This is a genomic window from Microbispora sp. NPDC046973 (genome assembly GCF_040644495.1).
Lineage (GTDB): Bacteria > Actinomycetota > Actinomycetes > Streptosporangiales > Streptosporangiaceae > Microbispora.
Genome location: NZ_JBEYWQ010000012.1, coordinates 225,401 through 237,832 on the forward strand (window position 1 = coordinate 225,401; position 12,432 = coordinate 237,832).

General features: G+C 72.3%; 11 protein-coding genes. 8 read left to right on the forward strand and 3 right to left on the reverse strand.

What is annotated here, in order from left to right; translation table 11 throughout:
* The first annotated feature begins 11 nt into the window (after nt 1–11).
* The 3 genes from ABZ860_RS23185 to ABZ860_RS23195 all read left to right on the forward strand — a co-directional run bounded on the left by ABZ860_RS23185 (nt 12) and on the right by ABZ860_RS23195 (nt 3,164).
* A complete protein-coding gene (locus ABZ860_RS23185) occupies nt 12–1,175 on the forward strand; it encodes an acyl-CoA dehydrogenase family protein (RefSeq protein WP_357223488.1) in 1,164 nt (387 codons plus the stop codon).
* An 80-nt stretch (nt 1,176–1,255) separates the two neighbouring features.
* Complete coding sequence (locus ABZ860_RS23190; RefSeq protein ID WP_357223491.1) at nt 1,256–2,515, forward strand: C39 family peptidase; 1,260 nt, start codon at nt 1,256–1,258, stop codon at nt 2,513–2,515.
* Nucleotides 2,516–2,573: 58 nt separating this feature from the next.
* On the forward strand, nt 2,574–3,164 hold the full coding sequence (locus ABZ860_RS23195; RefSeq protein ID WP_357223493.1) for a TetR/AcrR family transcriptional regulator: 591 nt from the start codon (nt 2,574–2,576) through the stop codon (nt 3,162–3,164).
* On the opposite strand, the gene ABZ860_RS23200 is transcribed toward ABZ860_RS23195, so the two are convergent.
* Complete coding sequence (locus ABZ860_RS23200) at nt 3,150–4,835, reverse strand: alpha/beta hydrolase (protein ID WP_357223495.1); 1,686 nt, start codon at nt 4,833–4,835, stop codon at nt 3,150–3,152. The two genes, ABZ860_RS23195 and ABZ860_RS23200, sit on opposite strands and share 15 nt — an antisense overlap.
* A 133-nt stretch (nt 4,836–4,968) precedes the next feature.
* Entirely contained in the window at nt 4,969–5,895 is a 927-nt protein-coding gene (locus tag ABZ860_RS23205) for an aminoglycoside phosphotransferase family protein (RefSeq protein WP_357223497.1), read from the reverse strand.
* Nucleotides 5,896–6,137: 242 nt separating this feature from the next.
* Here ABZ860_RS23205 and ABZ860_RS23210 point away from each other — a divergent pair, with 242 nt between their 5' ends.
* On the forward strand, nt 6,138–7,028 hold the full coding sequence (locus ABZ860_RS23210) for an IclR family transcriptional regulator (RefSeq protein ID WP_357223499.1): 891 nt from the start codon (nt 6,138–6,140) through the stop codon (nt 7,026–7,028).
* Nucleotides 7,029–7,111: 83 nt separating this feature from the next.
* On the opposite strand, the gene ABZ860_RS23215 is transcribed toward ABZ860_RS23210, so the two are convergent.
* Nucleotides 7,112–7,684: a flavin reductase family protein gene (locus tag ABZ860_RS23215; RefSeq protein ID WP_357223501.1), complete on the reverse strand. Its 573-nt coding sequence runs from the start codon at nt 7,682–7,684 to the stop codon at nt 7,112–7,114.
* Between the two features lie 232 nt (nt 7,685–7,916).
* Between ABZ860_RS23215 and ABZ860_RS23220 the strand changes: the two genes are divergently transcribed.
* From ABZ860_RS23220 to ABZ860_RS23235, 4 genes are all read left to right on the forward strand, one after another.
* Nucleotides 7,917–8,783, forward strand: coding sequence for an alpha/beta fold hydrolase (locus ABZ860_RS23220; RefSeq protein WP_357223503.1), 867 nt, complete (start codon nt 7,917–7,919; stop codon nt 8,781–8,783).
* The gene (locus ABZ860_RS23225; protein ID WP_357223506.1) at nt 8,780–10,453 is read left to right on the forward strand and encodes an FAD-binding protein; all 1,674 of its coding nucleotides are present in this window, start codon (nt 8,780–8,782) and stop codon (nt 10,451–10,453) included. Before ABZ860_RS23220 ends, ABZ860_RS23225 begins: the two co-directional genes overlap by 4 nt.
* 20 nt (nt 10,454–10,473) lie before the next feature.
* A complete protein-coding gene (locus ABZ860_RS23230; RefSeq protein WP_357223508.1) occupies nt 10,474–11,517 on the forward strand; it encodes a ferredoxin--NADP reductase in 1,044 nt (347 codons plus the stop codon).
* A gap of 108 nt (nt 11,518–11,625) precedes the next feature.
* The gene (locus ABZ860_RS23235; protein WP_357223511.1) at nt 11,626–12,429 is read left to right on the forward strand and encodes a 2-keto-4-pentenoate hydratase; all 804 of its coding nucleotides are present in this window, start codon (nt 11,626–11,628) and stop codon (nt 12,427–12,429) included.
* Nucleotides 12,430–12,432 lie beyond the last annotated feature (3 nt).

Below are 12,432 nucleotides of genomic sequence, written 5' to 3' on the forward strand. Positions count from 1 at the left end.
GAGTGCCAGGCGTGAGCGGGAGCGAGACGTTCAGGGCAGAGGTGCGGGCCTGGCTGGAGGACAACCTGTCGGGCGAGTTCGCCCACGCCCGGGGGCTCGGGGGGCCCGGCCGCGAGCACGAGGCGTTCGACGTGCGGCTGGCCTGGGAACGGCGTATGGCCGAGGCCGGCTGGACCTGTCTGGGCTGGCCCGAGGAGTACGGCGGGCGGGGCGCGAGCGTCGAGGAGCAGGTCGTCTTCCACGAAGAGTACGCGCTGGCCGGCGCGCCCGCCCGGGTCGGCCACATCGGCGAGAACCTGCTCGGCCCGACGATCATCGCGTTCGGCACCGACGAGCAGCGCGCCCGGTTCCTGCCGCCGATCGTGGCCGGCCGGGAGCTGTGGTGCCAGGGCTACTCCGAGCCGAACGCCGGCTCCGACCTGGCCGGCGTGCAGACCCGCGCCGAACTGGACGGCGGCCGCTGGCGGGTCACCGGCCAGAAGGTGTGGACCTCCCTGGCCATGGAGGCCGACTGGTGCTTCGCGGTCTGCCGCACCGAGCCGGGCTCCGCGCGTCACCGGGGCCTGTCCTACCTGCTCGTGCCCATGCGGCAGGACGGGGTGGAGATCCGGCCCATCGTCCAGATGACCGGGACGAGCGAGTTCAACGAGGTGTTCTTCGACGGCGCGGTGACGGACGCCGCGAACATCGTGGGCGCGCCCGGCGACGGCTGGAAGATCGCCATGGCGACGCTCGGCTTCGAGCGCGGCGTGGCCACGCTCGGCCGGCAGGTGGGCTTCCGCCGCGAGCTGGAGGCGATCATCGCGCTGGCCCGCAGGACGGGCGCGGTCGACGACCCCCTGCTGCGCGACCGGCTCGTCCGCTCCTGGATCGGCCTGGAGGTCATGCGGCTCAACGCCGTCCGCACGATGGCCGGCATCGCGGCGGGCGCGCCCGGCCCGGAGTCGTCCATCTCCAAGCTCGTGTGGGGCGTGTGGCACCGCGAGCTCGGCGAGCTGGCGATGGACGTGCTCGGCGCGGCCGGCATGGTCGCCGACGGCCCGCCGTACGACCTGAGCGACGCGCAGCGGCTCTACCTGTTCTCCCGGTCCGACACCATCTACGCGGGCTCCAACGAGATCCAGCGCACCATCATCGGCGAGCGCGTGCTCGGCCTGCCCCGCGAACCCCGGTAGCGGATACGTATTCCTGCCGATGTGCCGGGCGGGGCGGGGTCTCTACCGTCGAGGGCGCCGACGAGACCCCGAGGTGAGCCATGCGCGTGCTGACCGTGTTCCTGTCCGCCCTTCTGATGACCTCATCCCTCACCATCACCTCCACGGCCGCCGAGGCCGTGACCAAACCCCCGCCGTCCGCCGTCGACGTCGTCTACCAGCGGGCCCACTTCGGCCCCGGCCTTCGGGAGGGCGTGAAGGCGGGCAGCACCCTGTCCATCGCCGCCCCCGAGGGCACGATCTCCTACACCGACGCGCTCGGCACCAAGACCTGGGAGTACGCCCGGTGGACCGGCCCCGAGCAGCCGATCGGGTTCGCCGCCACCGAGCTGGTGGCCTCCTGGAACGCCGACGTGCCCGCCGGCAGCTGGCTGCAGGTCGAGATGCGCGGCCGTCACCCCGCCGGGCAGACGAAGTGGTACGTGCTCGGCCGCTGGGCGTACGGCGACGAGGACATCCTCCGCACGTCGCTGTCCGGGCAGCGGGACGCCGACGGCACCGTCTCGGTGGACACGTTCGTGGCCGCGGCGGGCAAGGCGATCACCTCCTACCAGCTGCGCGTCACGCTGTATCGCGCTCCGGGCTCGGCCGTGACCCCGGTCGTGCGCACGCTCGGCGCGATGGCCTCCGCCGTGCCCGACCGGGCGACCGTCCCGGTCAGCCCCGGCGGCATCGCCTGGGGCGTCGAGCTGCCGGTGCCCCGCCGCTCGCAGAACGTCCACGAGGGCCACTACCCCGAGTGGGACGGCGGGGGAGAGGCCTGGTGCAGCCCGACCTCGACCACCATGGTCCTCGGCTACTGGGGCAAGTGGCCCAGCAAGCAGGACACCGCCTGGGTGGACCCCTCCGACCCCAACCCCGAGGTCGACTACGCCGCCCGATACACCTACGACTACGCCTACGAGGGGGCGGGCAACTGGCCGTTCAACGCCGCGTACGCCGGACGGTACGGCCTTGAGGGGTTCGTCACCCGGCTCCGCTCGCTGACCGAGATGGAGCGGCTGATCAGGGCCGGCATCCCGGTCGTCACCTCGCAGTCGTTCAAGGCCGAGGAGCTGCCCGGCGCCGGATACAGCACCAACGGCCACCTCATGGTCATCATCGGTTTCACCGCCGACGGCGACGTGATCGCCAACGACCCCGCCTCCCCGGACAACGACGCGGTCCGCCACGTCTACCCGCGGGCCAACTTCGAGAACGTCTGGCTGCGCAGCACCGGCAGCGGCGGGATCGTGTACGTCATCCACCCGAAGAACCGCCCCCTGCCCCCCACCACACCGGGACTGCCGGCCAACTGGTAGAGGTCGCGCCGGGCCCGGCCGTGTACGGCGCGGGCCCGGCCCTCCTATAGTCAGTCAGGTGACTGACTCGACCAGTGCCCGGGTGAGGGCCGCGAGCGCCAAGCGGCAGCGGCTCATGGCCGCCGCCGCGCAGGTGGTGCACCGGCAGGGCGCGGAACGCACCACCATCGCCGACATCGCCCGCGCCGCCGACGTCCCGGTCGGCAACGTGTACTACTACTTCAAGACCAAGGACGAGCTCGTCGCCGCCGCGCTGGCCGAGCACGCCCGCCACCTGGGGGACCTCACCGAACGGCTGGAGCGGCTGCCGGACCCCCGGGAGCGGCTCAAGGGCCTCGTGGAGACGTGGGTCGGCCAGCGCGACCTCGCGGCCCGGTACGGCTGCCCGACCGGCACGCTCGCCGCCGAGCTGGACAAACGTGACGAGGGCGGCCTGGACGCGGAGGCGGGCAAGGTCATCCGGCTGCTGCTCGACTGGGTCGAGCGACAGTTCCGCGAGCTCGGCCTGCCCGAGCCCGACGGCCTCGCCCTGACCCTGGTGGGCGCCTACCAGGGCATGTCGCTGCTGGCCAACGCCCTGCGCGACCCCCAGATCATGACGCGCGAGGGAGCCCGGCTGATCGGCTGGCTCGACTCACTGCGCGTCTGACCCGGACGTACGCGTCGCGAGCAGCGTGGTCAGCGCCGCGGTCCGGGCGTCGTCCCACCCGTCCGGCGGCGCGATCCGCGCCCACGCGGCGATCACCTCGCCGTCGTAGTCGTGGCCGTGCCCGGGCGGCGCGTCGAGGGAGAACACCAGGTCGGCGGTGATCTGCCAGAACGTCACGAACGGATACCACCGGATCCAGGGCAGCACGTCGTCGCCGCGCCGCTCCTCCAGCCAGTCGGGCCGGGCGAGGACGAGCCGGGGCGTCCACCACACGATCGGGTCGGAGGGATGCTGGAGGTAGACGACCCGCGGCGCGTTCCAGGGTGACGCGGGCAGGTTCAGGTCCGAGGGGCGGTTGGCGAAGCGCACGGTCTCGCCGTCCCGATAGACGGGCAGCGCCTCCCTGCTGCCCGGATCGCGGCCGTCGACGATCCGCCGCCACAGCGCGCTGCTGTCCGGCGGCCCCACGAACAGCGCGCCGTCGGTGCGCTCCCGCAGGTCCCGGTCGCCGCCGAACGCCGACTCCGCGCCGAACGCCCCCAGGCTCTCCCCGAAGACCAGCAGTTCGGGCCGGTGCGCGGCGGGCAGCACCGACCAGCGCGCGTACACCTGGTCGAACAGTTCGCGCCCGGCCGCCATGGCCCGCTCGCGGTCCACCAGGAACGACAGCCAGCTCGGCAGGTAGGAGTACTGCATGGAGACCAGCGCGGTGTCGCCGCCGTACATGAACTCCAGGGCGGCCGCCGCCTGCGGGTCCACCCAGCCGGTGCCGGTCGTCGTGATCACGCAGAGCACCTTGCGGCCGAACGCGCCGGTCCGCTCCAGTTCCCGTACGGCCAGCGCGGCCCTTTCGCGTGTGGTCGCCGCGGAGTCGAGCCCCGCGTAGACCCGGATGGGCGAGACGGCGGGCCGCCCGCTGAAGCGGCTCAGCTCGCCCACCGTCGGCGCGTCCGCGACGAAGGCCCGGCCCTCCAGGCCGAGGGACGCCCAGGAGACCAGCGAGGAGGGGCCGCCCGACAGGGTGGCGGCCGCCGGCGGGGTGACGCCGGGGGCGGTCTCGGTGTTGATCGCGGCGAAGCTGTGGTCGGCCCCCTTGAGCAGGGCCTCGGTGAGGATCCCGTCGGTCAGGAAGACGGCCAGCACGCCCACCCCGAGTCCCGCGGCGAACTGCGCGGCCGTCGCGGGGAACCACCGGCCGAGGAAGCGGCCCAGCGCCCGTGCGGCGATCCGCAGCGCCCGGGCGGCGGCCAGCAGGGCGAGGAACAGGGCCGCCGCGATCAGCGGGACGCCGAGGTAGTTGAGTCGCTCCGGCGGGTCCAGTCCCATCAGCACGTAGATGTCCCGCTGCGCGCGCACGCCCAGGACCAGCGAGGCCGCGCCGAGACCGCAGCCGAACGTCGCGACCAGGCGCCGGGCCCGCCGCCGTCCCTTGCGGCGCCACGCCGCCCGCCACCGCGCCGGGATCCGTGCCGCGGCCGGGCGTACGAGTGCGGCGGCCAGCACCCCCGCCAGGTAACCGGTGGCGGTGAGCACGCCCGCGATGATCCCCTGCAGCGTCCAGGGGCGGGGCAGCAGCGACGGCGTGAGGGACAGGGAGAAGAAGGTGGCGGCCAGGACGATCCCGGTCGTGTCCAGCGGCGCGTTGAGACGCAGCCGCCGTCTTTCCCCCATCAGGTCCCCGATCCACGCACCGTCCGATGGCCTGCTCCGATGGCCTACGGAGCAGGCAGGCTATCAAGGTCACGAAAAGGTCACGGCGTGGGTGGCTGGAGCAAGCCGCCCGGCAGCCCCTGACAGGTCCGGCTCATCCCCGGCGGGTGAGCAGGGCCGTGGCGATGGCGACCTGCACCGGGTCCAGTGCCGTCTTGCCGTCTTCGACGTCCCACAGCGCGTTCTGCAACACGCGGCCGAGGGTCCAGCCGGTCGCCCGCTCGCGGTCGAGGCCGACGACCTCGGTCAGCAGGTCGAAGCGGCGCAGCACCGCGCGGGCGACGTCACCGGTGGCCGCGACCTCGTCCCACCGGTTGTCCAGGGCGGGCAGCAGCTCGAATCCGGGGTCGCCGGCCAGCGGTTCCGGGTCGATGGCGAGCCACGGTTCCCGTTCCCCGGCGAGGACGTTGTCGTAGTGCAGGTCCCAATGCAGCAGCCGGTCGCCGGGCTCGCCGGCCAGCTCGGTCACGGCGGACGCGCAGACGCGCACCAGCCGCCGCTCGTCCGGGTCGCGCAGTGCGCGTACGGCCCACGGGACCTGGTCGAGCATGGCGGCGGCGATCCCGGCCAGCCCCCGCACGCCTTCGGGCGCGGGCAGCGTGGTCAGGCGGGCCAGCAGCTCGGCCAGGATCCGCAGGGCCGTGACGTCGTCGGCCACCGACGACAGGGGCCGGGCGGCGTCGAGCCGTTCCAGCAACTGCGTGCCGCTCCGCTCGTCATGGTCGAGCAGGCGCACGACACCGTCGCCGTTCCACGCCCGCAGTCCGGCGGCCACGCCGGCGGTCTCCTCCCGGAGCCGCTGCAGCTTGAGCACGGCCGGTGTGCCGTCGGCCCGGAGCACGGGCAGGACCAGCGACGCCATGCCGTGGGCCGCCGGGCCGTCGGGCCGCAGCCCCCAGCGTTCCAGGAACTCGCCGCCCAAGCGGGGCAGCCCGGCGATCCAGGCGCGCTCCTCGGCGCCCCGCGCGCCGTAGGAGGCGGCGAACGCGGCGGGAACCTCGATGCGGGATGAGGTCGTCATTGATTCTCCTTCGAGTCAGCCGTGGATGAGCGAAGGAGAACCGCGGAGGGGCCCGATCAACGGGCAGGCGTCAAAGCATTCCCTCACCCTACCCAGGGTCCTGGCGCGGCTGGAGAACCTCGAAGTCGCCGACCGGAACCGGACACGCGACGACAGACGGGAATGCCTTTCCTCCCCTTTCCGGAGTCATGATGCGTTGCTACATTCCGAAGTAAGAATTCATTTCAGTTTTGGGAGGTGTGATGACCGCTCTCCGTGCCGAGCACGAGGCGACGGCGCCCGCTCCACGAGAGCTGCCGCTGTCGATGGTCGAGCGGATGACGCTGATCATGGACGCGTTCACCGGTCGCTCCACCCGTCTCACACTCGAAGACGTGGCCCGCCGCACCCACCTCCCGCGCTCGACGGCTCATCGCATCCTCGACCAGCTCGTACGGCTGAACTGGCTGGACCACACCTCGTTCGGCTACAGCCTCGGCAAGCGGGCGCTCGGGCTCGGCGGCCGGGACGGCAGCCACGGAGAGATCCGGGAGGCCGCCGCGCCGCTGCTGCACAACCTGCAGATCAGGACCGGGATGGTCGTCCACCTCGCCGTGCTCGACGGCGCCGAGGTGTTCTACCTCGACAAGGTCGGCGGCCGGTTCGCCCTGTCGGTGCCCTCCCGCGTCGGCGGACGGGCCCCGGCCCACTGCACCGCGCTCGGCAAGGCGATCCTCGCCTGGCTGGAGCCCGAGCAGGTCGAGGCGCTGATCGACGGGCACATCAGCCGCCATACCAACCGGACGATCGGCGACATCGGCACGCTGCACCAGGAGCTCAACCGCATCCGGCAGCGCCGCGGGCTCGCCTTCGAGCGGGGGGAGTGCTTCCCCGACATCTCCTGCGTCGCCGCGGCCGTGCGCGGCCACGAAGGGCCGGTGGCCGGCATCTCCCTGGTGGGCGACGCCCGCACGCCGCTGGAGAAGGTCGCCCCGCTCGTGGTCGACGCCGCGCGGCAGGTCTCGCTCGCTCTCTTCCCCGGCCTGGGCTCCAGGCGCAGGTCCCGGGCCGTCCATCGCGTTCCGGACCGCACCTGGTCCCCCGAGACCATGAACCGCCTGCTCGCCGCCGGCCAGAACGGCGACTGGCTCTGAACCGGCCCGCTGCTCACCAGCCCATGACCACCCTCGCGGTCATGGGCAGAGCATGCCCACGCACTAGGAGGGGAGGCGGGCGCTCAGCCCCAGTGGTCGCCCCAGCCCCACAGGTTGGGGCCGAGCGCGGCGGCCTGGTCGTCCTGCTCCATTCCGAAGCGGCCGCGGAAGAACAGCATCGGGCGCTGCTCGGTGTCGACGGGTTCGAGCTCGTGGACGTGGCCGATGATCACGTCGTGGTCGCCGGCGACGTGCACGTCGCGCACCTCGCCGTGGACGCGCAGCAGCACCTGCCGCAACGCCGGAGTGCCCCATCGCGACAGGTCCCAGTCGAGTCCCGCGAACTTGGCGCCCTTGCTGGAGCCGAACCGGCCGCAGATGTCGACCTGGTCCTCGCCGAGGACGTTCACGCAGAAGCGGCCCGACTTCCTGATCCGCGGCCAGGCACGGCCCTTGTGGTCGGCGCAGAAGAGGATCAGCGGCGGTTCGAGAGACACCGACGCGAACGACTGGCAGGCGAAGCCCACCGGTTCGCCGTCGTCGAGGCCCGTGACCACGGTCACGCCGGTCGCGAACATGCCCAGCGCGCGCCGGAACTCGGCCGGCGTCGGAGGCGCCACCTCGGTGAACTCGGGGTCGGCGGGTGCAGCGGTCATGGACTCACCTCGCGTGCGTGTCGGTGCCTCAGGTAACGAACTTACAAACCCCCTCGTGGGCGGATCGCACGGGGATCCCGGTCAACGGAAGCCGCGCGCGGGCGGGGTCACGGTCCGAGCAGGTCACCGGGCCCGCCCGCCCGGGTCTCGCTCATCGGGATGATCGTCCTGTTCGCGGCGCCTGTCCAGTTAGCGTCACGGAATCCGACACTCCTGCGACCCGGGACGGACGATGACGGAGCTGACCTACGAGTCGACCCTGCGGGAGCTCGCGACCGACCAGGGTGTGCTGCGCTACCACGAGGCCGGACAGGGCCCGCCGCTGGTGCTTCTGCACGGATCGGGGCCCGGGGTCACCGGCTGGCGCAACTATCGCGGCAACCTGGCGACGTTCGCCGAGCACTTCCGCTGCCTGGTGCTGGAGTTCCCCGGATTCGGGGTCAGCGACCCGACCGACCGGCATCCGATGCTCGCGGCGAACGGCGCGGTGATCCGCTTCCTCGACGGGCTCGGGCTCCGGCAGGCCGACGTGATCGGCAACTCGATGGGCGGGATCGTGGGCACGCAGGTGGCGCTCGCCCACCCCGACAGGATCGGCCGGCTCGTCACCATCGGCGGCATCGGCCGCAACCTCTTCAGCCCCTCGCCCGGCGAGGGCCTCAAGCTCCTGATGGAGTTCACCGAGGAGCCCACCCGTGAGCGGCTCGTCCAGTGGCTCCACTCCATGGTGTACGACCCGGCCCTCGTCACCGAGGAGCTGATAGAGGAGCGCTGGGCGCTGGCCACCGAGCCGGAGACGCTCGCCGCCGCGCGCCGGATGTACGGCAAGGCCGCCTTCGCCGCCGGTCAGAAGGCGGCCGCGACGTCGGACGCCCCGCCCTACTGGGCGATGCTGCACCAGCTGAAGGCCAGGACGCTGATCACGTGGGGCCGCGACGACCGGGTCAGCCCCGTCGACATGGCGCTCCTGCCGATGCGGACGATCCCCGACGTCGAGGTTCACGTGTTCCCCGACTGCGGCCACTGGGTGATGATCGAGCAGAAAGCCGCGTGGGAGAGCGTCGTGCTGGCCTTCCTCACCAGGAAGGACGAGCGGTGACCGGCTGGGATGAGGAGTTCGACCTCGTCATCGTCGGCAGCGGCGGCGGAGGCATGGCCGCCGCGTTGACCGCGCACGACAGCGGGCTGTCGTGCGTCGTGGTCGAGAAGGGTGCCAAGTTCGGCGGCAGCACCGGCATCTCCGGCGGCGGGATCTGGATTCCCAACAACCCGACCCTGCGCGCGAGGGGGCACGACGACAGCCGCGAGTCGATCCGGCGCTACCTCGACCTGCTGACCGAGGGCCGCGTCCCGGCCGCCCGGCTGGACGCGTACGTCGACAACGGCCCGGCGGCGATGGAACTGCTCGAGAAGAGCAGGTGGATGCGGTTCTTCTGGGTGAAGGGCTACGCCGACTACCACCCCGAGTACGAGGGAGGCCGGCCGCTCGGCCGGTCGATCGAGGCACTGCCGTTCGACACCCGGAAACTCGGCGAGGACGAGAGGTATCAGCGGCCGAACAGCATGAAGGGCCCGCTCGGCCTGTGGATCACGGCGAAGGACTATCGCGACCTGGCCATGGTCAAGCGCACCTGGCGCGGCCGCTGGGCCTCGGTCGTCGCGGCCTGGCGGGTGTCGTCGAACGTGATCCGCCGCCGTCACATGGCCACCGGCGGGCGTGCCCTGGTCGCGCGGCTGCGGATGGCGCTCAAGGACGCGGGCGTCCCGCTGTGGCTGAAGACGCCGATGACCGACCTCGTCACCGACGACAACGGGGTGGTCACCGGCATCGTGGCCCGGCGCGAGGGCAGGACGATCCGCGTCCGCGGCCGGTACGGCGTGCTGCTGGCGACCGGCGGCTTCGACCACAACCCCCAGTTGCGTGAGAGGTTTCTGCCAGAGGGCGCCAGGCCCGACTTCGGCATGGGCGCGCGGGAGAACACCGGCGACGGCATCCTGGCCGGGGAGCGCCTGGGCGCGGCCCTCGACCTGATGGACGACGCCTGGTGGATGCCGGCCGTACGGCACCCGGCGGGGGCGACGATCCCGCTGGTGTCCGAGCGGTGCATCCCGCCGTCGGTCATCGTGTCGGGGGACGGGCGGCGGTTCGCCAACGAGTCCGCGCCGTACGTGAACTTCGTGCACGAGCAACTGGCCGGCGGGCACGTCCCCGCCTGGTTCGTGATGGACGCAAAAGCGCGGGCGCGCTACCCCTTCGCGCAGATCCTTCCGGGCATGCCGATCCCCCAGGAGTTCTACGACCAGGGCATCGCGTTCCGGGCGGACACCCTCGCCGAGCTCGCGGACAAGATCGGCGTCCCGGCGGACGCGCTTGCCGGGACCGTCGAGCGCTTCAACGGCTTCGCCCGCGCGGGCAAGGACCTGGACTTCGGTCGCGGCGACAGCGCCTACGACCGCTACTACGGCGACCCGACGCTGAAGAACCCGAACCTGGACGTGATCGACGAGGCGCCCTACTACGCGTTCCGGATCGAGGTGGGCGACCTCGGCACCAAGGGGGGCCTGGTGTGCGACGAGCACAGCCGGGTGCTGCGGGCCGACGGCGCGCCCATCGAGGGCCTGTACGCCACGGGCAACACCTCGGCGTCGGTGATGGGCAACGAGTACGCCGGCCCGGGGGCCACGATCGGCCCGTCCATCGTCTTCGGCTACATCGCCGCGCGGCACGCGGCCCTTCGCGCGCGTAAGACGAGCACGGCCAGGACGTGACCGCAGTGGCAGAACCAACTGTGGGAAAGACGACGCGGCCGCGATCGCTCAGGGTGCGGGTGGTGGAGGTGATCCGGGAGACCGCCGAGGCCCACTCGCTCGTGCTGGAGCCCGCCGGGGGAGACGCGGCCAGGCTCACCTACAAACCCGGGCAGTTCCTGACGATCCGGGTGCCGACCACGCGGCCCGAGGGCGCGGCGCGCTGCTACTCGCTGAGCAGTTCGCCCGTGTGCGACGACAAGCTCAAGGTGACGGTGAAGCGCACCCGGGGCGGCTACGGGTCCAACTGGATCTGCGACAACGTCACCGAGGGCGACGTGCTGGAGGTGCTGCGGCCCTCGGGGCTGTTCACCCCCGCCTCGCTCGACGAGGACCTGCTGCTGCTCGCGGGCGGCAGCGGCGTCACACCGGTGATGTCGATACTCAAGTCGTGCCTGCGGGGCGGGACCGGCTCGGTCGTGCTCGTCTACGCCAACCGGGACGAGAACTCGGTGATCTTCCGGGACGAGCTGGTCGCGCTGGCCGCCGGGCACGGCGAGCGGCTGACGGTGATCCACTGGCTGGAGTCGGTGCAGGGCCTGCCGACCGCGGCGGGCCTGGCCGGCCTGACCCGGCCGTACGCCGGGCGGGAGGCGTTCGTCTGCGGCCCCGGGCCGTTCATGGACCTGGCAGTCGACGTCCTGGCCCGGCACGGGACGCCGCCGGAGCGCGTCCACGTCGAGCGGTTCGAGTCGCCGGCCGGCGACCCGTTCGCGGAGACCGAGGTCGTGCTCGACACCTCCGGGCCCACCAGCACGGTCGAGGTCGAGCTCGACGGCGAGACGCGGACCCTGGCCTGGCCGCGAGGCGGCAAGCTGCTCGACGTGCTGCTGGAGGCCGGGCTGGACGCGCCGTACTCCTGCCGCGAGGGGTCGTGCAGCGCGTGCGCCTGCGTGCTGCTGGAGGGTGAGGTCGAGCTGGAGCGCAACACGGTGCTCGACCGGCGGGACCTCGCCGACGGGCTGATCCTGGCCTGTCAGGCGATCCCGCTGAGCGACCGGCTCAAGGTCACCTACGACGGCTGACCTCGCGCACAACCGTTGCGCTCCCACTGAGCGGGAGGCGGGCGGGCGCCGCGGCGGCCGTGACGCGACCCTTTGACCATCCGCGCTCGGAGAACTCAGGAGGACGGGATGCTGGACGAGGTGCTGCGGGCGGACGTGGCCGGGCGGCTGCGGGCGGCCCAGCGGGACCGGGCGCCGATCGAGCCGCTGACCGACACCCACTCGGACATCGACGTGGTGGACGCCTATGAGATCCAGCTCGCGAACATCCGCAGGCGCCTGGCGGCGGGGGCCCGCGTGTACGGGCACAAGGTCGGGCTGTCCTCCCCGGTGATGCAGCAGATGATGGGCGTGGACGAGCCCGACTACGGCCACCTGCTCGACGACATGGTGCTGTCGCAGGACGTGCCGATCGAGGCGGGGCGGTACTGCTACCCCCGGATCGAGCTGGAGATCGGCTACGTGCTCGGGGCGAGCCTGCCCGGCGAGGGCTGCACCGAGGAGGACGTGCTCGCCGCGACCGAGTACGTCGTGCCGAGCATCGAGCTGATCGACAGCCGCATCAGGGACTGGCGGATTCGCCTGGCCGACACCATCGCCGACAACGCGTCCTCGGCCGGGGTGATCCTCGGCGACGCGCGGGTGCGTCCGGAGGGGCTCGACCTGACGGACATCGAGGCGGTGCTCTACTCCGGTGAGGGCCCCTTCGACGACAGCAGCGAGATCACCCGGGGCAACACGAGCGCGGTGCTCGGGAACCCCACCACCGCGGTGGCCTGGCTGGCCAGGAAGGTCGCCTCGTTCGGGGTCAAGCTCGAGGCCGGGCACGTCGTTCTTCCCGGGTCCTGCACCAGGGCCGTGGACGTGCGCCCCGGCGACGTCTTCCGCGCCGAGTTCACCGGGCTCGGCTCCGTGTCCGCGCGCTTCGAATGATCC

What these genes read in the sequence shown, in the direction of transcription:
- ABZ860_RS23190 (WP_357223491.1), top strand. Translation starts at nt 1,256, where the DNA reads ATGCGCGTGCTGACCGTGTTCCTGTCCGCCCTTCTGATGACCTCATCC.
- ABZ860_RS23220 (WP_357223503.1), top strand. Translation starts at nt 7,917, where the DNA reads ATGACGGAGCTGACCTACGAGTCGACCCTGCGGGAGCTCGCGACCGAC.
- ABZ860_RS23210 (WP_357223499.1), top strand. Translation starts at nt 6,138, where the DNA reads ATGACCGCTCTCCGTGCCGAGCACGAGGCGACGGCGCCCGCTCCACGA.
- ABZ860_RS23215 (WP_357223501.1), bottom strand. Translation starts at nt 7,684, where the DNA reads ATGACCGCTGCACCCGCCGACCCCGAGTTCACCGAGGTGGCGCCTCCG.
- ABZ860_RS23200 (WP_357223495.1), bottom strand. Translation starts at nt 4,835, where the DNA reads ATGGGGGAAAGACGGCGGCTGCGTCTCAACGCGCCGCTGGACACGACC.
- ABZ860_RS23205 (WP_357223497.1), bottom strand. Translation starts at nt 5,895, where the DNA reads ATGACGACCTCATCCCGCATCGAGGTTCCCGCCGCGTTCGCCGCCTCC.
- ABZ860_RS23235 (WP_357223511.1), top strand. Translation starts at nt 11,626, where the DNA reads ATGCTGGACGAGGTGCTGCGGGCGGACGTGGCCGGGCGGCTGCGGGCG.